General features: G+C 65.4%; 17 protein-coding genes and 1 pseudogene. 12 read left to right on the top strand and 6 right to left on the bottom strand.

The window, feature by feature from the left end:
• Nucleotides 1-10 precede the first annotated feature (10 nt).
• Genes nuoG through nuoN form a run of 8 tightly spaced genes read left to right on the top strand, consistent with a single transcriptional unit; the run spans nt 11 to nt 9,984 of the window.
• The gene (gene nuoG, locus UB43_RS20790) at nt 11-2,725 is read left to right on the top strand and encodes an NADH-quinone oxidoreductase subunit NuoG (RefSeq protein WP_045214745.1); all 2,715 of its coding nucleotides are present in this window, start codon (nt 11-13) and stop codon (nt 2,723-2,725) included.
• Between the two features lie 11 nt (nt 2,726-2,736).
• Nucleotides 2,737-3,726: an NADH-quinone oxidoreductase subunit NuoH gene (gene nuoH, locus UB43_RS20785; protein ID WP_045214912.1), complete on the top strand. Its 990-nt coding sequence runs from the start codon at nt 2,737-2,739 to the stop codon at nt 3,724-3,726.
• 11 nt (nt 3,727-3,737) lie between these two features.
• Nucleotides 3,738-4,286, top strand: a complete 549-nt coding sequence (gene nuoI / locus UB43_RS20780; RefSeq protein ID WP_045214743.1) for an NADH-quinone oxidoreductase subunit NuoI — start codon at nt 3,738-3,740, stop codon at nt 4,284-4,286.
• A gap of 11 nt (nt 4,287-4,297) precedes the next feature.
• Nucleotides 4,298-4,798, top strand: coding sequence for an NADH-quinone oxidoreductase subunit J (gene nuoJ, locus UB43_RS20775; protein ID WP_045214740.1), 501 nt, complete (start codon nt 4,298-4,300; stop codon nt 4,796-4,798).
• Between the two features lie 4 nt (nt 4,799-4,802).
• On the top strand, nt 4,803-5,111 hold the full coding sequence (gene nuoK, locus UB43_RS20770) for an NADH-quinone oxidoreductase subunit NuoK (protein ID WP_017517116.1): 309 nt from the start codon (nt 4,803-4,805) through the stop codon (nt 5,109-5,111).
• Nucleotides 5,108-6,955: an NADH-quinone oxidoreductase subunit L gene (gene nuoL, locus UB43_RS20765; protein WP_045214735.1), complete on the top strand. Its 1,848-nt coding sequence runs from the start codon at nt 5,108-5,110 to the stop codon at nt 6,953-6,955. Before nuoK ends, nuoL begins: the two co-directional genes overlap by 4 nt.
• Nucleotides 6,956-6,983: 28 nt before the next feature.
• The gene (gene nuoM, locus UB43_RS20760; protein WP_045214733.1) at nt 6,984-8,513 is read left to right on the top strand and encodes an NADH-quinone oxidoreductase subunit M; all 1,530 of its coding nucleotides are present in this window, start codon (nt 6,984-6,986) and stop codon (nt 8,511-8,513) included.
• Nucleotides 8,514-8,520: 7 nt separating this feature from the next.
• Entirely contained in the window at nt 8,521-9,984 is a 1,464-nt protein-coding gene (gene nuoN / locus UB43_RS20755; RefSeq protein WP_045214731.1) for an NADH-quinone oxidoreductase subunit NuoN, read from the top strand.
• 164 nt (nt 9,985-10,148) lie between these two features.
• Here the strand turns inward: nuoN and UB43_RS20750 are convergent, their stop codons facing one another.
• Nucleotides 10,149-11,216: an AI-2E family transporter gene (locus UB43_RS20750; protein WP_045214910.1), complete on the bottom strand. Its 1,068-nt coding sequence runs from the start codon at nt 11,214-11,216 to the stop codon at nt 10,149-10,151.
• Between the two features lie 106 nt (nt 11,217-11,322).
• Nucleotides 11,323-12,642 (bottom strand): Na+/H+ antiporter family protein, encoded by a 1,320-nt coding sequence (locus UB43_RS20745; RefSeq protein ID WP_045214728.1) that lies wholly within the window; start codon nt 12,640-12,642, stop codon nt 11,323-11,325.
• Between the two features lie 293 nt (nt 12,643-12,935).
• Here UB43_RS20745 and UB43_RS30370 point away from each other — a divergent pair.
• Together UB43_RS30370 and UB43_RS30365 are read left to right on the top strand one after the other, a co-directional pair.
• Nucleotides 12,936-14,222: pseudogene (locus UB43_RS30370) on the top strand (HAMP domain-containing protein); the annotation flags it as partial.
• Nucleotides 14,223-14,324: 102 nt separating this feature from the next.
• Nucleotides 14,325-15,080 carry a methyl-accepting chemotaxis protein gene (locus UB43_RS30365; protein ID WP_371318985.1) on the top strand — a complete coding sequence of 252 codons (756 nt, stop codon included), beginning with the start codon at nt 14,325-14,327 and terminating at the stop codon, nt 15,078-15,080.
• A gap of 142 nt (nt 15,081-15,222) precedes the next feature.
• On the opposite strand, the gene UB43_RS20735 is transcribed toward UB43_RS30365, so the two are convergent.
• Genes UB43_RS20735 through UB43_RS20720 form a run of 4 tightly spaced genes read right to left on the bottom strand, consistent with a single transcriptional unit; the run spans nt 15,223 to nt 17,835 of the window.
• Entirely contained in the window at nt 15,223-16,542 is a 1,320-nt protein-coding gene (locus UB43_RS20735) for a sensor histidine kinase (protein WP_045214723.1), read from the bottom strand.
• The gene (locus tag UB43_RS20730; RefSeq protein ID WP_045214720.1) at nt 16,539-17,213 is read right to left on the bottom strand and encodes a response regulator transcription factor; all 675 of its coding nucleotides are present in this window, start codon (nt 17,211-17,213) and stop codon (nt 16,539-16,541) included. Before UB43_RS20730 ends, UB43_RS20735 begins: the two co-directional genes overlap by 4 nt.
• Nucleotides 17,213-17,527, bottom strand: coding sequence for a PepSY domain-containing protein (locus tag UB43_RS20725; protein ID WP_045214717.1), 315 nt, complete (start codon nt 17,525-17,527; stop codon nt 17,213-17,215). The genes UB43_RS20730 and UB43_RS20725 overlap by 1 nt, the downstream gene beginning before the upstream one ends.
• A complete protein-coding gene (locus tag UB43_RS20720) occupies nt 17,527-17,835 on the bottom strand; it encodes a PepSY domain-containing protein (protein ID WP_045214714.1) in 309 nt (102 codons plus the stop codon). The genes UB43_RS20725 and UB43_RS20720 overlap by 1 nt, the downstream gene beginning before the upstream one ends.
• A gap of 148 nt (nt 17,836-17,983) precedes the next feature.
• Here UB43_RS20720 and UB43_RS20715 point away from each other — a divergent pair, with 148 nt between their 5' ends.
• Complete coding sequence (locus UB43_RS20715) at nt 17,984-19,066, top strand: patatin-like phospholipase family protein (protein WP_045214711.1); 1,083 nt, start codon at nt 17,984-17,986, stop codon at nt 19,064-19,066.
• A gap of 33 nt (nt 19,067-19,099) precedes the next feature.
• Complete coding sequence (locus UB43_RS20710; RefSeq protein ID WP_045214709.1) at nt 19,100-19,480, top strand: DUF5329 domain-containing protein; 381 nt, start codon at nt 19,100-19,102, stop codon at nt 19,478-19,480.
• The last annotated feature ends 71 nt before the right edge of the window (nt 19,481-19,551 follow it).

The following is a 19,551-nucleotide window of genomic DNA, read 5'->3' as shown; positions in this document are numbered from 1 at the left end:
ACTTAGACCCATGGCCACGATCCACGTAGACGGCAAGACGTTAGAAGTCGACGGAGCGGACAACCTGTTGCAGGCCTGCCTCTCCCTCGGTCTCGACATCCCCTACTTCTGCTGGCACCCGGCGCTCGGAAGCGTCGGCGCATGCCGCCAGTGCGCGGTCAAGCAGTACACCGACGAGAACGACAAACGCGGTCGTCTCGTCATGTCCTGCATGACTCCCGCCACCGACAACACCTGGATTTCCATCGAGGACGAAGAGGCCAAGCAGTTCCGCGCCAGCGTCGTCGAATGGCTGATGACCAACCACCCGCACGACTGCCCGGTCTGCGAGGAAGGCGGTCACTGCCACCTGCAGGACATGACGGTGATGACCGGCCACAACCAGCGCCGGTACCGCTTCACCAAGCGCACCCACCAGAACCAGGAGCTCGGCCCGTTCATCGCCCACGAGATGAACCGCTGCATCGCCTGCTACCGCTGCGTCCGTTACTACAAGGACTACGCCGGCGGCACCGACCTGGGCGTCTACGGCGCGCACGACAACGTCTACTTCGGCCGGATCGAGGACGGTGTGCTGGAGAGCGAATTCTCCGGCAACCTGACCGAGGTCTGCCCGACCGGCGTGTTCACCGACAAGACCCACTCCGAGCGCTACAACCGCAAGTGGGACATGCAGTTCGCCCCGAGCATCTGCCATGGCTGCTCCAGCGGCTGCAACATCAGCCCCGGCGAGCGTTACGGTGAAATCCGCCGCATCGAGAACCGCTACAACGGCTCGGTGAACCACTACTTCCTGTGCGACCGCGGCCGCTTCGGCTACGGCTACGTCAACCGCGAAGACCGCCCGCGCCAGCCGCAGCTGATGCTGAGCAAGCAGAAGCTCTCGCTGGACGGCGCCCTCGACCAGACCGCCGCCCTGCTCAAGGGTCGCAAGGTCATCGGTATCGGTTCGCCGCGCGCCAGCCTGGAAAGCAACTACGCCCTGGCCGAACTGGTCGGCGCGCAGAACTACTACAGCGGCATCTCCGCCGACGAACTGCAGCGCCTGCAACTCGTACTGAAAGTCATGCAGGACGGCCCGCTGCCGGTGCCGACCATCCGTGACATCGAAGACCACGACGCGGTATTCGTGCTCGGCGAAGACCTGACCCAGACCGCTGCCCGTATCGCCCTGGCCCTGCGCCAGTCGGTGAAAGGCAAGGGCGAGGACATGGCCGCCGCGATGAAGATCCAGCCGTGGCTCGACGCCGCGGTGAAGACCATCGCCCAGCACGAGATGAACCCGCTGTTCATTGCCAGCCTGGATGAAACCCGCCTGGACGACGTCGCTGCCGAGTGCGTGCACGCCGCTACCGAAGACCTGGCTCGCCTGGGCTTCGCCGTGGCCCACGCCATCGACCCGAGCGCCCCGGCCGTGGCCGGCCTCGACGCCGAAGCCGCCGCCCTCGCCCAGCGCATCGCCGATGCTCTGGTGGCCGCCAAGCGTCCGCTGGTCATCTCCGGCACCTCGCTGGGCAGCAACGCCCTGATCGAAGCCGCGGCCAACATCGCCAGCGCGCTGAAGAATCGCGAGAAAAACGGCTCCCTGAGCCTGGTCGTCCCGGAAGCCAACAGCCTGGGGCTGGCCCTCTTCGGTGGTGAATCCGTCGAAGCCGCCCTCCAGCAGCTGACCTCCGGCGCCGCCGATGCCGTGGTGATCCTGGAGAACGACCTGTACCGCCGCGCCGACGCCGCCGTGGTCGACGCCGCCCTGGCCGCCGCCAAGATCGTCGTGGTCGCCGACCATCAGCAGACCGCCACCAGCGCCAAGGCCACCGTCCTGCTGCCGGCCGCCAGCTTCGCCGAAGGCGATGGCACCCTGGTCAGCCAGGAAGGTCGCGCCCAGCGCTTCTTCCAGGTCTACGATCCGACCTACTACAACGCCGACAACCTGGTCCGCGAAGGCTGGCGCTGGCTGCACGCCCTGCACAGCACCCTCGAGGGCAAGCGTGTCGACTGGACCCAACTGGACCACGTGATCGACGCCGTCGTCGCCGCCAAGCCGCAACTGGCCGGCATCCGCGAAGCCGCGCCGAACGCTGCGTTCCGCATCAAGGGCCTGAAGCTGGCGCGTGAACCGCACCGCTACTCCGGGCGTACCTCGATGCGCGCCAACATCAATGTCAGCGAGCCGCGTCAGCCGCAGGATATCGACTCCGCGTTTGCCTTCTCCATGGAAGGCTACGCCGGCAGCACCGAACCGCGTCAGCAGATTCCGTTCGCCTGGTCTCCGGGCTGGAACTCTCCGCAGGCCTGGAACAAGTTCCAGGACGAAGTCGGCGGCCACCTGCGCGCCGGCGATCCGGGCGTACGCCTGATCGAGGCCAAGGGCGAAACCCTGTGGTTCAGCGAGATCCCCGCGCCGTTCCACACCGCCGCCAGCCAGTTCAAGGTGGTGCCCTTCTATCACCTGTTCGGCAGCGAGGAGAACTCCGCGAAAGCCGCTCCGGTGCAGGAGCGCATCCCGCAGACCTACGTCACCCTGGCCAAGGCCGAGGCTGATCGTCTGGGCGTCAACGAAGGCGCGATCATTCGCCTGACCGTCAAGGGCCAGGAGCTGCGCCTGCCGCTGCGTGTGAGCGAAGAGCTCGGCGCCGGCCTGGTCGCCCTGCCGATCGGTCTGCAAGGCATTCCCGCCGGTGTCATCGGCGCCGTCGCTGAAGGTCTGCAGGAGGCTGCGCAATGAGTTTGATGAGCATGAGCTGGCTGACACCCACCGTCGTCGACATCATCATCGAAGTCATCAAGGCCATCGTCATCCTGCTCGCCGTGGTCGTCTGCGGCGCGCTGCTCAGCTGGGTCGAGCGTCGTCTGCTCGGCCTCTGGCAGGACCGCTACGGTCCGAACCGGGTCGGCCCCTTCGGGGCCTTCCAGCTCGGCGCCGACATGCTGAAGATGTTCTTCAAGGAAGACTGGACCCCGCCGTTCGCCGACAAGATGATCTTCACCCTCGCGCCCATGATCGCCATGGGTGCGCTGCTGGTGGCCTTCGCTGTCATCCCGATCACCCCGACCTGGGGCGTGGCGGACCTGAACATCGGCATCCTGTTCTTCTTCGCCATGGCCGGCCTGACCGTGTACGCGGTGCTGTTCGCCGGCTGGTCGAGCAACAACAAGTTCGCCCTGCTCGGTGCCTTGCGCGCCTCGGCACAGACCATCTCCTACGAGGTGTTCCTGGCCCTGTCGCTGATGGGTATCGTGGCTCAGGTCGGCTCGTTCAGCCTGCGCGACATCGTCGAATACCAGGCCCAGCACGTGTGGTTCATCATTCCGCAGTTCTTCGGCTTCATGACCTTCTTCGTCGCCGGCGTCGCCGTGACCCACCGTCACCCGTTCGACCAGCCCGAAGCCGAGCAGGAACTGGCCGACGGTTACCACATCGAGTACGCCGGCATGAAATGGGGCATGTTCTTCGTCGGCGAGTACATCGGCATCGTGCTGGTGTCCGCGCTGCTGGCGACCCTGTTCTTCGGTGGCTGGCACGGTCCCTTCGACATCCTGCCGCAGATCCCGTTCATCTGGTTCGCCCTGAAAACCGGCTTCTTCATCATGATGTTCATTTTGCTGCGGGCCTCCATCCCACGCCCGCGCTATGACCAGGTGATGGCCTTCAGCTGGAAGTTCTGCCTCCCGCTGACCCTGATCAACCTGCTGGTGACCGGCGCCGTCGTGCTGGCCAGCCAGTAAGGAGTAGGACCATGATCAAATACATTTTCGACGTGGTGCACGGCACCTACACCCAGCTGCGCAGCCTGGTGATGATCTTCGGTCACGCCTTCCGCAAGCGTGACACCCTGCAATACCCGGAAGAGGCCGTGTACCTGCCGCCGCGTTACCGCGGTCGTATCGTCCTCACCCGCGACCCCGACGGCGAAGAGCGCTGCGTAGCGTGCAACCTGTGCGCAGTAGCCTGCCCGGTCGGCTGCATCGCCCTGCAGAAGGCCGAGGCCGAAGACGGTCGCTGGTACCCCGAGTTCTTCCGCATCAACTTCTCCCGCTGCATCTTCTGCGGCCTGTGCGAAGAAGCCTGCCCGACCACCGCGATCCAGCTGACCCCGGATTTCGAGATGGGCGAGTTCAAGCGCCAGGACCTGGTCTACGAGAAGGAAGACCTGCTGATCTCCGGCCCCGGCAAGAACCCGGACTACAACTTCTACCGCGTTGCCGGCATGGCCATCGCCGGCAAGCCGAAAGGCGCCGCGCAGAACGAGGCCGAACCGATCAACGTCAAGAGCCTGCTGCCGTAAGGAGACGTCGCGTGGAATTCGCTTTCTACTTCGCCGCCGGCGTCGCCGTGCTGGCAACCTTCCGGGTCATCACCAACAGCAATCCGGTGCATGCCCTGCTCTACCTCGTCATCTCGCTGCTCGCTGTCTCGATGACCTTCTTCAGCCTCGGCGCTCCGTTCGCCGGTGCCCTGGAAATCATCGTCTACGCCGGCGCGATCATGGTGCTGTTCGTCTTCGTGGTAATGATGCTGAACCTCGGTCCGGCAATCACCGAACAGGAGCGCAAGTGGCTCAAGCCCGGCGTCTGGATCGGCCCCGGCGCCCTGGCTGCCGTGCTGCTGGTCGAACTGCTGTGGATGCTCTCGCGCACCCCGAGCGGTATCGGCATCGGCCACACCACCGTGGACGCCAAGGCCGTGGGCATCAGCCTGTTCGGCCCGTACCTGCTGGTCGTCGAACTGGCCTCGATGCTGCTGCTGGCGGCACTGGTCGCCGCCTACCACCTCGGCCGCCACGAAGCGAAGGACTAACACCATGAATGCAATCCCTCTCGAACACGGACTGGCGCTCGCCGGTGTGCTGTTCTGCTTCGGCCTGGTGGGCCTGATGGTACGACGCAACATCCTGTTCGTACTGATGAGCCTGGAAGTGATGATGAACGCCGCCGCTCTGGCCTTCGTGGTCGGTGGCGCCCGCTGGGGCCAGCCTGACGGCCAGGTGATGTTCATCCTGGTGCTCAGCCTGGCTGCCGCCGAGGCCAGCATCGGCCTGGCGATCCTGCTCCAGCTGTATCGCCGCTTCCATACCCTCGATATCGACGCTGCCAGCGAGATGCGCGGATGAACCTGCTGCCCCTTACTTTCCTGTTCCCCCTGGTCGGCTTCCTGCTGCTCTCGTTCTCCCGTGGCAAGTGGTCGGAAAATCTCTCGGCACTGGTGGGTGTCGGCTCCGTGGGCCTCGCGGCCCTCTCCGCCTTCTGGGCGATCTGGAGCTTCCACAGCAACCCGCCAGAAGGTGGCGCCTACAGCCTGGTGCTGTGGCAATGGATGAGCGTTGGCGACTTCAAGACCAACTTCACCCTGTACCTGGACGGCCTGTCGGTCACCATGCTCGGCGTGGTCACCGGTGTCGGCTTCCTGATCCACCTGTTCGCCTCCTGGTACATGCGCGGTGAAACCGGCTATTCCCGGTTCTTCGCGTACACCAACCTGTTCATCGCCAGCATGCTGTTCCTGGTGCTGGGCGATAACCTGCTGTTCATGTACTTCGGCTGGGAAGGCGTAGGCCTCTGCTCCTACCTGCTGATCGGTTTCTATTACAACCACGTACCGAACGGCAACGCGGCGCTGAAGGCCTTCATCGTGACCCGCGTGGGTGACGTGTTCTTCGCCATCGGCATGTTCATCCTGTTCCAGCACCTGGGCACGCTGAACATCCAGGAGCTGCTGGTCCTGGCTCCGCAGCACTTCGCCAAGGGCGACCTGTGGATCAACCTGGCGACCCTGATGCTGCTCGGCGGTGCCGTCGGCAAGTCCGCCCAGCTGCCGCTGCAGACCTGGCTGGCCGACGCGATGGCCGGCCCGACTCCGGTCTCCGCACTGATCCACGCCGCCACCATGGTGACCGCGGGCGTCTACCTGATCGCCCGCTGCCACGGCCTGTTCGAGCTGGCTCCGAACGTACTGGAACTGGTCGGCATCATCGGTGCCGTGACCCTGGTCCTGGCCGGCTTCGCCGCGCTGGTACAGACCGACATCAAGCGCATCCTCGCCTACTCGACCATGAGCCAGATCGGCTACATGTTCCTGGCCCTGGGCGTTGGCGCCTGGGGTGGCGCGATCTTCCACCTGATGACCCACGCCTTCTTCAAGGCCCTGCTGTTCCTCGCTTCCGGTGCGGTGATCGTCGCCTGCCACCACGAGCAGAACATCTTCAAGATGGGTGGCCTGTGGAAGAAGCTGCCGCTGGCCTACGCGAGCTTCGTGGTCGGTGGCGCGGCGCTGTCCGCCCTGCCCTTCCTGACCGCCGGCTTCTACTCCAAGGACGAGATCCTCTGGGAAGCCTTCGCCAGCGGTCACCAGAACCTGCTGATCGCCGGTCTGGTCGGTGCGTTCATGACTTCGCTGTACACCTTCCGCCTGATCTTCATCGCCTTCCACGGCGAAGCGAAGACCGAAGCGCACGCCGGCCATGGCGTCAGCCACTGGCTGCCGCTGGGCGTCCTGATCGTGCTCTCCACCTTCATCGGCGCGCTGATCACTCCGCCGCTGGCCGGCGTCCTGCCGGAAAGCGCCGGTCACGCCGGTGGTGAAGCCAAGCACAGCCTTGAAATCGCCTCGGGCGCCATCGCCATCGCCGGTATCCTGCTGGCGGGCCTGCTGTTCCTCGGCAAGCGCCGCTTCGTCAGCGCCGTCGCCCAGAGCGCACCGGGCCGCTTCTTCGGCACCTGGTGGTACCACGCCTGGGGCTTCGACTGGCTGTACGACAAGCTGTTCGTGAAACCCTACCTGCTGATCTGCCGCCTGCTGGCCGCGGACCCGATCGACAAGACCCTGGTCCTGGTCCCGCTCACCGCCCGTGGTGGCAACAAACTCCTCAGCCTCACCGAGAACGGCCGCCTGCGTTGGTACGCCGCTTCCCTGGTGGGTGGCGCCGCGCTGCTCCTCGGCGCGCTGCTGCTGGCTTAATGAATTCACGAAAGAGATTGAGCCCGACATGATTCTGCCCTGGCTAATCCTGATCCCCTTCATCGGCGGCTTCCTTTGCTGGATCGCCGAGTACACCAGCAAGACCCTGCCCCGCTGGGTCGCCCTGGGATCGATGGTCCTCACCCTGGCCCTGAGCCTGTGGGTGTGGCACACCGGCGACTTCCAGCTGGCCCCGGCGCCGGGTGGCGAGCCGCAGTGGACCCTGCAGTTCCAGGTACCCTGGATCGAGCGCTTCGGCATCAGCGTGCACCTGGCAATGGACGGCCTGTCCCTGCTGATGGTCGCGCTGACCGGCCTGCTCGGCGTGCTGTCCGTCCTCTGCTCCTGGAACGAGATCCAGCGCCGCATCGGCTTCTTCCACCTGAACCTGCTGTGGATCCTGGGCGGCGTCATCGGCGTGTTCCTCGCCGTCGACCTGTTCCTGTTCTTCTTCTTCTGGGAAATGATGCTGGTGCCGATGTACTTCCTCATCGCGCTCTGGGGTCATAGCTCCGACGACGGCAAGAAGACCCGCATCTACGCCGCCACCAAGTTCTTCATCTTCACCCAGGCCAGCGGCCTGGTGATGCTGGTGGCGATCCTCGGCCTGGTGTTCGTGCACTACAACAGCACCGGCGTGCTGACCTTCAACTACGCCGACCTGCTGAAGACCCAGCTGCCGCCGCACACCGAGTGGATCCTGATGCTCGGCTTCTTCGTCGCCTTCGCGGTGAAGATGCCGGTGGTACCGGTGCACTCCTGGCTGCCGGACGCCCACGCCCAGGCGCCGACCGCAGGTTCCGTCGACCTGGCCGGTATCCTGCTGAAGACCGCCGCCTACGGCCTGATCCGCTTCGCCCTGCCGCTGTTCCCCAACGCCTCGGCCGAGTTCGCCCCGATCGCCATGACCCTGGGCCTGATCGGCATCTTCTACGGCGCCTTCCTGTCGTTCGCACAGACCGACATCAAGCGCCTGGTGGCCTACTCCTCCGTGTCGCACATGGGCTTCGTGATGATCGGCATCTACTCCGGCAGCCCCCAGGCGCTGCAGGGTGTAGTGGTGCAGATGATTGCCCACGGCCTCTCCGCTGCCGCGCTGTTCATCCTGTGTGGCCAGCTGTACGAGCGCCTGCACACCCGTGACATGCGCAAGATGGGCGGCCTGTGGTCGCGCATCCCGTACCTGCCGGCCGTGGCGCTGTTCTTCGCCACCGCCTCGCTGGGTCTGCCGGGCACCGGCAACTTCGTCGGCGAATTCCTGATCCTGCTGGGCAGCTTCAAGGTCGTTCCGGTGATCACCGTGATCGCCACCTTCGGCCTGGTGTTCGGCTCGGTCTACTCGCTGATCATGATCCACCGCGCGTACTTCGGCCCGGCCAAGTCCGACACCGCCATCGCCGGCCTGAACTTCCGCGAGCTCTCCATGGTGCTCGGCCTGGCGGTGCTGCTGATCGTGCTCGGCGTCTTCCCGCAGCCGGTCCTCGACACCTCCGCGGCAACCATGCACGGCGTCCAGCAATGGCTGGGTTCCGCCCTCTCCACTCTGGCAGCACGGTAAGCGCGAAATGACCTTCACGATTCAACACTTCATCGCGCTCCTGCCACTGCTCATCACCAGCGCCACCCTGGTGGTGGTGATGCTCGCGGTAGCCTGGAAGCGTAACCACTCGATGGCCGCCACCCTCTCGGTGATCGGTCTGAACCTGGCCCTGCTGTCGATCATCCCGGTGCTGAAAGTCACCCCGATCGAAGTCACCCCGCTGCTGGTGATCGACAACTTCGCCTGCTTCTACATGGCTCTGATCCTGATCGGCGCCCTGGCCTGCACCACCCTCGCCCATGCCTACATGGAAAGCTTCCCGGGCAACCGCGAGGAGCTGTACCTGCTCCTGCTGCTGTCCACCGCGGGCGGCCTGGTGCTGGTCAGCGCACAGAACCTGGCCGGCCTGTTCATCGGCCTGGAACTGCTGTCGGTGCCGGTCTACGGCATGGTGGCCTACGCCTTCTTCAACAAGCGCACCCTGGAAGCGGGCATCAAGTACACCGTACTGTCCGCTGCCGGTTCCGCCTTCCTGCTGTTCGGCATGGCCCTGCTCTACGCCGAGTCCGGTAGCCTCGGCTTCTCGGCTATCGGGGCATCGCTGGCCGAAGGCACCAGCCATGGCCCGCTGCTGGCCATCGGCGTCGGCATGATGGTCGTCGGCCTGGGCTTCAAGCTGTCCCTGGCGCCGTTCCACCTGTGGACCCCGGACGTCTACGAAGGCGCTCCGGCCCCGGTTGCCACCTTCCTGGCCACCACCGCCAAGGTCGCCGTGTTCGCCGTGCTGCTGCGCCTGTTCCAGATCGCTCCGGCAGCCCTGAACAACGGCCTGCTGCATGACGCCATCGCGGTCATTGCCATCGCCTCGATCCTGATCGGCAACCTGCTGGCGCTGACCCAGAGCAACATCAAGCGCCTGCTCGGCTACTCGTCCATCGCCCACTTCGGCTACCTGCTGATCGCCCTGGTGGCGAGCAAGGGTCTGGCCGTGGAAGCGGTCGGCGTCTACCTGACCACCTACGTCGTCACCACCCTGGGCGCCTTCGGCGTGGTCACCCTGATGTCCACCCCGTACAGCGGCCGCGACGCCGACGCGCTGTTCGAGTACCGCGGCCTGTTCTGGCGCCGTCCGGTGCTGACCGCGGTGATGACCGTGATGATGCTGTCCCTGGCCGGCATCCCGCTGACCGCCGGCTTCATCGGCAAGTTCTACATCGTCGCCACCGGCGTCGAGTCGCAGCACTGGTGGCTGGTCGGCGCCCTGGTACTGGGCAGCGCCATCGGCCTGTTCTACTACCTGCGTGTGATGGTGACCATGTTCCTGGTCGAGCCGAACATGAAGCGCCACGACGCGCCCCTGGACTGGGCCCAGCGCGCCGGCGGCATCATGCTGGTGGCCATCGCCCTGCTCGCCTTCTTCCTCGGCGTCTACCCGCAACCGCTGCTGGACCTCCTCCAGCACAGCGGCCTGGTAGCCATCGCCGGCTAAGGTCGACAGGCAACAAAAAACCCCGCTTCGGCGGGGTTTTTTATTGGATGCAATTCATGCGCGGTACTTTTTTTGTAGGAGCGAGCTTGCTCGCGAACCGCCTGACGCCCTGTGCTGAGCAGGACACTGTTCGCGAGCAAGCTCGCTCCTACAGTTCTGGCGCCCTACTCCGCCGACTTGGTCACTTCACCTTCACGCCCGGTGAACAGGTCCCACGACGCCATGAACAGCGCCGCGATCAGCGGACCGATGACGAAGCCATTGAGGCCGAACAGCGACATGCCGCCGAGGGTGGAGATCAGCACCACGTAGTCGGGCATCTTGGTGTCCTTGCCCACCAGGATCGGGCGCAGGATGTTGTCCACCAGACCGATCACCACCACGCAGAACAGCGTCAGCACCACACCCTGCCAGATCGCCCCGGTGAGCAGGAAGTAAGCCGCCACCGGCACCCAGATCAGCCCCGCGCCAATCGCCGGCAGCAGCGAGAGGAAGGCCATCAGCGTGCCCCAGAGCAGCGAGCCCTGGATGCCGAGGAACCAGAAGATCAGCCCGCCCAGCGCGCCCTGGGTCGCGGCCACGGCGATGTTGCCCTTTACCGTGGCGCGGATCACCGTGGTGAACTTGGTGAACAGGTGCTGCTTGTGCTCGCCGCTCAACGGCACCGCCTGCTTGATCCGCTTGCCCAGCGTCGGGCCATCGCGCAGGAGGAAGAACAGCAGGTACAGCATGATGCCGAAGCTGATGACGAACTCGAAGGTGTTCTGGCCGATGCTGAAGGCCTTGGTGGCCACCAGCTGGCTGGCCTGCATCGCACCCGCCGAGAGTTTTTCCTGCAGGCTGGACAGATCGGCGAGGTCGAAGCGCTCCAGCAACTGGTGCGCCCAGCCCGGCAGCGCGGCGACCGCCTGCTGGTAATAGGCGATGAAGTTCAGTTCACCCGACTTCAGTCGCTGGTAAACCGTCGCGCCCTCCTGCACCAGCGCGCCGGCAATGAAGGTCACCGGCAGGATCACGATCAGGAAGCAGACGGCGAGGGAAATCAGCGCGGCGAGGTTGTTGCGCCCGTTGAGTTTCACCCGCAGGCGGCGCTGCAACGGGGCGAAGATGATCGCCAGGATGGTGCCCCAGAAGACTGCCCCGTAGAACGGCAGCAGGATCCAGCCAAAGGCGAGTGTCACCACCAGCAGCAGGGCGAGGAACGTCCGGTATTCCAGTTTCGATTCGAACATGAGCGGGTCCATGGATGGAGAAACCTGCTCATTAGTCAGCAGTTGACCCGCCAAGTGCAACTTTCAGCGCGCGATTACCGCGCGCCAGGGCCTTGCTGTACGTCTTTCAGAGCACCATGGCGGCCACCCAGCCGAACGCCAGCAGCGGCAGGTTGTAGTGCAGGAAGGTCGGCACCACGGTGTCCCAGATGTGGTTGTGCTGGCCATCCACGTTCAGGCCGGAAGTCGGGCCGAGGGTGGAGTCCGATGCCGGCGAGCCGGCATCGCCCAGCGCCCCTGCGGTACCCACGATGCTGACGATGGCCAGCGGACTGAAGCCCAGGTGCACCGCCAGCGGCACGAAGATCGCCGCAATGATCGGCACCGTAGAGAACGACGAGCCGATGCCCATGGTCACCAGCAGGCCCACCAGAAGCATCATGAAGGCGCCCAGCGCCTTGCTGCTGCCAATCCAGCCGGCGGCGCTGTCCACCAGGCTGGCGACCTGCCCGGTGGCGGTCATCACGGCAGCAAAGCCCTGGGCGGCGATCATGATGAAGCCGATCATCGCCATCATCTTCATGCCCTCGGTGAACAGGTCGTCCGCCTCCTTCCAGCGCACCACGCCGGACAGCGAGAACACCAGGAAGCCCGCCAGCGCACCGAGGATCATCGAGTCCAGCAGCAGTTGCACGGCGAAGGCCGCCGCCACTGCGACGCCGGCCACGGCGAGGCTCATCTTGCTGTAGGGCGTGTCGACCCTCTCAGCCTGCTCGATGCGCTGCAGGTCGTAGTCGCGCTTGCGCCGGTAGCTGAAGCACACCGCGATCAGCAGCCCGCAGACCATGCCCAGCGCCGGGATCAGCATGGCGTGGGTGACATTGATGCCGCTGACGTCCACGCCCGCGCGTTGCACGTTGGCCAGCAGGATCTGGTTCAGGAAGATGTTGCCGAAGCCCACCGGCAGGAACATGTAGGGCGTAATCAGGCCGAAGGTGATGACGCAGGCGATGAGCCGGCGGTCGATCTGCAGGCGCGTGAGCACATAGAGCAGCGGCGGCACCAGCAGCGGGATGAAGGCGATGTGGATCGGCAGGATGTTCTGCGAGGAGATCGCCACCACCAGCAGCAGGCCGACCATCACCCACTTGAAGCCGTTGGAGCCGTTCACCTCGTGGCGGCCGAGCATCGCCAGGGCGCGATCAGCCAGGGCGTGCGCCATTCCGGAGCGCGCAATGGCCACGGCGAAGGCACCCAGCATCGCGTAGGACAGCGCCACCGTCGCACCGGCACCCAGGCCTTCGTTGAACGCCTTGAGCGTGCCGTCCATGCCCAGGCCGCCCAGCAGACCACCGGCAACCGCGCCGGCGATCAGTGCGACCACCACATGCACGCGACACAGGCTCAGCACCAGCATCAGGCCAATGGCGATCAGCACCGCATTCATCCTCACCACTCCTTTCACGAATCGCCGCACCGAGGCGCGGGCAAAAGGCGCGCACTCTGCCAAACCCCTGGCGGGGTGTCAAAACCTGCGTCGAATCAAGACGTTTCCGAATTCGGTCAACGGGATTTTCACCACGCTGCGCACGCTTTTTGCCCGGCTTTCTGCCGCCCGTCGCGACGGCACGCCAGAATCGCCTGTTTTCTGGCGTTTCGTCCCGTCACGGGTCAAGAAGATGCGGGAAAGGCCGATATATCGGGCATCCCAGCGCTTAGTTCAAACAAGGATTCCCCTCCATGCTGCTGCGCCGTCTCTCCATCCAGTGGAAGATCACGTTGCTTGCCGGGCTGTGTCTGCTCGGCGTCGTCTCTCTGCTTTCCGGCCTGTCCGTCTACCGCACGCAAACCAGCACCGCGCTGGTCAAGCAATCGAGCACCGCCATGCTCGATGAAGCGGCCAAGGCCCGCCTGCAATCACGCGGCGAAGTCCAGGCCATGCGCATCCAGCGCTACATCATGGATGCCTACCAGTACGGCAAGGGCTTCTCGCGGCAGGTGCTGTTCCTGCGCGACCAGGCGCAGAAGCGTTTCCTCGACGCCTATGACCTGCGCGAGGACCTGACCCGCCAGGTGAAGACTGCGCTGGAAGGCAACCCGGAACTGCTGGGCCTCTACGTCGCCTTCGAACCCGACGCACTGGATGGCAAGGACAAGCTCTTCGCTGGCCAGGGCGAGCTGGGCAGCAACGACGCCGGTCGCTTCTCCATCTACTGGTCCCAGGCCACTCCCGGCCACCTGGAATCCGAAGCCATGGCCGAGTCGCTGCTGCAGGACACCAGCCCAGGCCCGAGCGGCAGCGCCTACAACGCCTGGTTCACCTGCCCCAAGACCACCGGCCAGCCCTGCGTGCTGGACCCGTATTTCGACGATGTGGGCAACAAGAAGATGCTGATGACCAGCATTGCCTTCCCGCTGGAACTGGACGGCAAGGTCATCGGCGTCATGGGCCTGGACATCAGCATGGAGAAGCTGCAGGAAATCAGCGTCGAGGGCAGCCAGGAACTGTACGACGGCCAGGGCCGCGTCAGCATCGTCAGCGCCGCCGGCCTGCTTGCCGGGCACAGCGCGGATGCCTCCAAGCTGAGCAAGAACCTCAAGGAGGTCTACCCCAACCAGGGCGCCGACCTGCTGCAGGCCATCGCCGCCAACCATGAGCAGGTGTTCCGCCAGGACGACCAGTTGCGCGTAGTCGAACCGCTGCAGCCGATCCCCGGCTCCAAACCCTGGGGCGTGCTGCTGGAAGTCCCGCAGAACGTCCTGCTCGGCCCGGCCATCGAGCTGCAGAACGAGCTGGACGACCAGCGCGTGCAAGGCACCGTCTCGCAACTCGGCTTCGGCCTGATCGCCATCCTGATCGGCCTGTTCGCCATGTGGCTCACCGCCCGCGGCGTGACCCGGCCGATCCTCGGTGTCGCCGCCATGCTGCGCAACATCGCCAGCGGCGAAGGCGACCTGACCAAGCGCCTGGACTACGCCGGCAAGGACGAACTGGGCGAACTGGCCGGCTGGTTCAACCGCTTCCTCGACAAGCTGCAGCCGATCATCCGCGACGTGAAATCCTCGGTGCACGACGCCCGTGCCACCGCCGACCAGTCCTCGGAAATCGCCAGCCAGACCAGTGCCGGCATGCAGCAGCAGTTCCGCGAAGTCGACCAGGTGGCCACCGCCTCCCAGGAGATGAGCGCTACTGCCCATGACGTCGCCAACAGCGCCGCCATGGCCGCCGATGCCGCCCGTGGTGCCGACGGTGCGACCCGCGACGGCTTGAGCGTCATCGACAACACCACCCGCCTGATCGACGAACTGGCCAGCGATATGAGCAGCGCCATGAGCCAGGTGGAAGGTTTGGCGGCGAGCAGCGAGCAGATCGGCTCGGTGCTGGAAGTGATCCGCGGCATCGCCGAGCAGACCAACCTGCTGGCGCTCAACGCCGCTATCGAAGCGGCCCGTGCCGGTGAAGCCGGGCGCGGCTTCGCGGTGGTCGCCGACGAGGTGCGCAACCTCGCCAAGCGCACCCAGGATTCGGTGGAGGAAATCCGCCAGGTCATCGAAGGCCTGCAAAACGGCACCCGCGACGTGGTCGGCGCGATGAGCAACAGCCATCGCCAGGCGCAGGACAGCGTGAGCCAGGTCGAACAGGCCGTGGCTGCGCTGAAGCGCATCGGCGATGCGGTGGGCGTGATCACCGACATGAACCTGCAGATCGCCAGCGCCGCCGAGGAACAGAGTGCGGTGGCCGAGGAGATCAACCGCAACGTCGCCGGCATCCGTGACGTGACCGAATCGCTGTCGAGCCAGGCGCAGGAGTCGGCGCAGGTCAGCCAGTCGCTGAACAAGCTGGCGAATCATCAGCAGGGGTTGATGGATCAGTTCCGCGTCTGATCCGGCACCCTCATTGGCCGGCCTGGTGGCCAGATCGCGGGCATGGCCCGCTCCTACAGGTAAGCACCGTATCTATGCGGCTCTTGTAGGAGCGGGCCATGCCCGCGAACAGCACGGCACGAAGCGCTCCAGGCAGTCCCGGTCACCCCGCCCGGCGTGGCAACGCCACCACCACGCGCAACCCACCCAGCTCGCTGCTTTCCAGCTTCAGGCTGCCGCCGCAAGCCGCCGCGATATCCCGCGCGATGCCCAGCCCCAGACCATGCCCGGCCACCTGTTCATCCAGCCGTGTACCACGCTCCAGCACACTGTCACGCTGGTCCTCGGCGATGCCGGGTCCATCGTCGTCCACACTCAGCCGGTAGGCATCAGCGCCCTTCTCCACCGTCAACCGCACCTGGGCATCAGCCCATTTGCAGGCGTTGTCCAGGAGGTTGCCGAGCATCTCCAGCAGGTCTTCCCGGTCATACGGCAAGCGTGTGGCGGGCGGCGCCTGCCAGTCGATGGCGAGGTGGTCGCCATGGATGAGCCCCAGCATGTCGCACAGGCTCGGCAGCTCCGCATCGCAATCGAAGTGCGCCCCGGGCAATGCCTCGCCCACCAGGCGCGCGCGCCCCAGTTCGCGGGCCAGACGCTGCTCGACCTGCTCCAGCTGTTCCTGCAGTACGCGCCGTAGTTCGGGGTGCTCGCGCAACTCCTCACGGTCGGCAAGGCTGATGAGCACGGCCAGCGGCGTCTTCAGCGCATGGCCGAGATTGCCCAGCGCATTGCGCGAGCGGCGAAGCGTGTCCTCGGTGTGCTGCAACAGGTGGTTGGTTTGCTCCACCAATGGCTCCAGTTCGCGCGGCACCTGGCGGTCCAGCTGGCTGCGCTGGCCTTCCTGCAACTGCGCGATCTGCTGGCGAACGCGCTCCAGCGGGCGCAGGGCGCGGCGTACGGTGAAGCCCTGGAACACCAGGATCAGCAGCAACGCCAGTGCACCAGCGCCCAGACCGATGTTGCGCAGGCGGTTGAAGCTCTTGAGAACGGGCGTGTAATCCTGCGCGACGACGATATTGAGCTTCTTGCCGTAGCGCTTGTAGTCGCCGCGATACACCAGCAGGCGTTGGCCTTCCGGACCTTTCTCCAGCGCCTTGGCCAACCCCTTGTGCGAGGGCAGCCTCAGCTCGTTGTCCCACAGAGAGCGCGAACGCCAGGTCTGCTCGTCGAAGCGGATGACGAAGTAGCGCCCGGAGAACAACCGCTCATAGGCGGCATCGACCCGCTGGCCGTCAAGCTGCAACCCCGCGGGGCCACGAGTGATGCCCACCAGCAGGCTTTCCGCCTCGTCCTGCAGGCCGTTCACCAGATAGCGGCGCAAGCCCTGGTCGAACAGCCAGAGGCCGGCCTGCGCCAGTGCCAGACCAATCACCACCAACACCACGCCAAGCCCAAGGCCGAGCCGGCGCTGGATCGACATCAACGGCCAACTCCGTTGCCGGTGAAGCGATAGCCCTGGCCGCGGCGGGTCTCGATGATCTCGCGGCCGAGCTTGCGGCGCAGGTGGTTGATATGGACCTCGATGACGTTGGAGTCGCGCTCGGTCTCGCCGTCATACAGGTGCTCGGCCAGGTGCGATTTCGACAGCAGCTGGCCGGGGTGCAGCATGAAGTAACGCAGCAGACGGAACTCGGCGGACGTCAGGTCGACCTCCTTGCCGCCCTGCTGCACGCACTGGCGCGACTCGTCCAGGCTCAGCCCTGCCACTTCCAGCTGGCTCTGGTTGGCCAGCCCGCGGGCACGCCGCAGCAACGCCTGGATGCGCAGCAGCAGTTCCTCGGGATGAAACGGCTTGGTCAGGTAGTCGTCGGCGCCGGCCTTCAGGCCATCGATACGTTCGGCCCAGGAGCCCCGCGCGGTGAGAATCAGCACCGGCGTCGCCAGGCCCATGCCGCGCCACTCCTGCAGCACGTCCAGACCAGGGCGGCCCGGCAAGCCAAGATCGAGAATCACCAGGTCGTAAGGCTCACTGGCGCCCTGCACGGCAGCGTCGCGGCCGTCGGCCAGCCAGTCCACCGCGTAGCCCTGGCGGGTCAAGGTCGCCAGCAGTTCATCGGCCAGGGGTACGTGGTCTTCCACCAGCAGCAGGCGCATCAGTCGTCTTCCTTATCCTTGAGGATGCGGCCGTCGCGGGCATCCAATTCCAGTTCGCGTACCACGCCGTCGACAGTGAGCAGTTCCACTTCATAAATGTAGTTGCCGTGCTCCCTCTCCAGCTCTGCTTCGAGCAGGCGCGAGCCGGGATAGCGACTCAGCGCGGCGGGAAGGATTTCCTCGAAGGGGCGGATCACTCCTTCCTTGCTCAGGCGCAAGGCTTCGTCCTGGCTGAGGTCATGGGCTTGCGCGACGCCAACCAGGGCAACGAGCGCCAGGCCAAGCAAAGCCACGCGTGGCAGAACGGTCTTCATCAGTCATCCTGGTGATCGGTGAGGACTTCGCCGGTGACCGCATCCAGTTCGACATCCCACTTCACGCCCTGGGCGTCCTTGATGTCGACCTTGTACAGATAGCGGCCATGTTCCAGCTCGAGCTCGCTATCGTACACCGAACCGCCCGCATGCTTGGCCAGCGCGGTGCGGTTGAGCTCCTCGAAGTTGCGGATGGTGCCGGCATCGCGCAGGCGCAGCGCCTCATCGGGGCCGATGTCGTGGGCCGTGGCGACGCCGGCGCCCAGCAGCAATGCGCAGAGCGTGGTCAGGGTCAGCAGCCATTTCATATGCATACCTCCGTGGGAGTTTCACTGCTGACAGGCTAAGGCGATGGACTTAATTCAAGCTGAATCGGCAACGGACATTCACCCCGTGAAGTATCCTTGCTCTCCCCGTGCAGGCTCTATAATCGCGGCCTGCCACAGCGAGGCCCGCATGACCGCCATCCAGATCAAGACCCCCGCCCTCACCCTCAAGGCCGGAAGCCGCGCGCTCCAGCGCATCCGCGAACAGGGGCTGGCCCCTGCCGATGTAGGCATCCTCCCCGGCGCCGCCGGCGGTCCGAAGGCACTGGGCATCCAGGGCCTGGACCTCGCGCTGTTCGGCGAATGGTTGCCGCGAGCGCCACGTGAGCGCTCGCTGATCGGGGCGTCCATCGGCTCCTGGCGCTTCGCCAGCGCTTGCCTGCCCGACCCGGCCGAAGGTATCCGCCGCCTGGGCGAGCTCTACACCCAGCAGCGCTTCGCCCGAAACGCAAGCATCAGCGACGTGTCGAAAAGCTGCGCGAAGATGCTCGACGACCTCCTCGATGGCCACGACGCCAGCGTGCTGGACAACCCCTGGTACCGCCTCAACGTGGTGGTGGTGAAGAGCCACGGCCGCCTCGCGCAGGACGGCAAGGCCAATCTCGGACTGGGCCTGGGCGCGGTGATCCGCGACAACCTGGTCGGCCGCCGCCATCTGCACCGGCACTTCGAACGGCTGATCATCCATGACGCCCGCCGCGCACCGCCGCTTGAGCCGTTGTCGGACTTCCCCTCGCGCTACCTGCACCTGGACCTGGCCAACCTGCGCCACGCCCTGCTCGCCTCCGGCTCCATCCCCATGGTCATGGAAGGCGTGCGCGATATTCCCGGCGCCGGCCCCGGCACCTACCGCGACGGCGGCCTGCTGGACTACCACCTCGACCTGCCCTACCAGCCCGAGGGCGTGGTGCTCTACCCGCACTTCACCGACAAGGTCATCCCCGGCTGGTTCGACAAGGGCCTGCCCTGGCGCCGTGGCGACGCCGGCCGCCTGCAGGACGTGCTGCTGCTGGCTCCGTCGAAGGACTACCTGGCACTCCTGCCGCACAACAAGCTGCCGGACCGCAAGGACTTCCACCGCTACCTCGGCGACGACGCCGGACGCGAGCGTTACTGGCGCAAGGCAATGGACGAGAGCCGGCGGATGGGCGACGAGTTCCTTGAACTGGTAGACAGCGGCCGCCTCGGCGAGCGCCTGTTGCCGCTGACATAATCGGCGGCTTCACGCATACGGCAAGGAATTGCTATGTCTCACTCTCGAAAGCCCCGCTCGCTCCTGCTACCCCTGCTGTTCGTCTGCGCGGGCGCGCAGGCCGCCGTCGATGCCAAGGCGCAGCAGGAAATCACCCAATTGCTCGACTTCGTCGAACACAGCGGCTGCCAGTTCATCCGTAACGGCAGCGAGTACCCCGCTGCCGAGGCGCGTGCGCACCTGCAGAAGAAGCTGGACTACCTGGAAAACAAGGACATGGTGAGCAGCGCGGAAGACTTCATCGAGCGCGCCGCGACCAAGAGCAGCATGAGCGGCCAGCGTTACCAGGTGGATTGCCCGGCCGGCAAGCAGGACTCCAGCGCCTGGCTGAACGACGAACTCAAGCGGCTGCGCCAGGCACCGCAAGGCAACTGAGCACGTCCGTGATGGTTCGGCGCACCGACAAGGTCGCGGGCATGGCCCGCTCCTACAGGTGGGCGACTCTG

The sequence above is a fragment of the Pseudomonas sp. 21 genome, assembly GCF_000955805.1.
Taxonomy (GTDB): Bacteria; Pseudomonadota; Gammaproteobacteria; order Pseudomonadales; family Pseudomonadaceae; genus Pseudomonas.
This window is presented reverse-complemented; position numbering and strand designations above follow the sequence as displayed.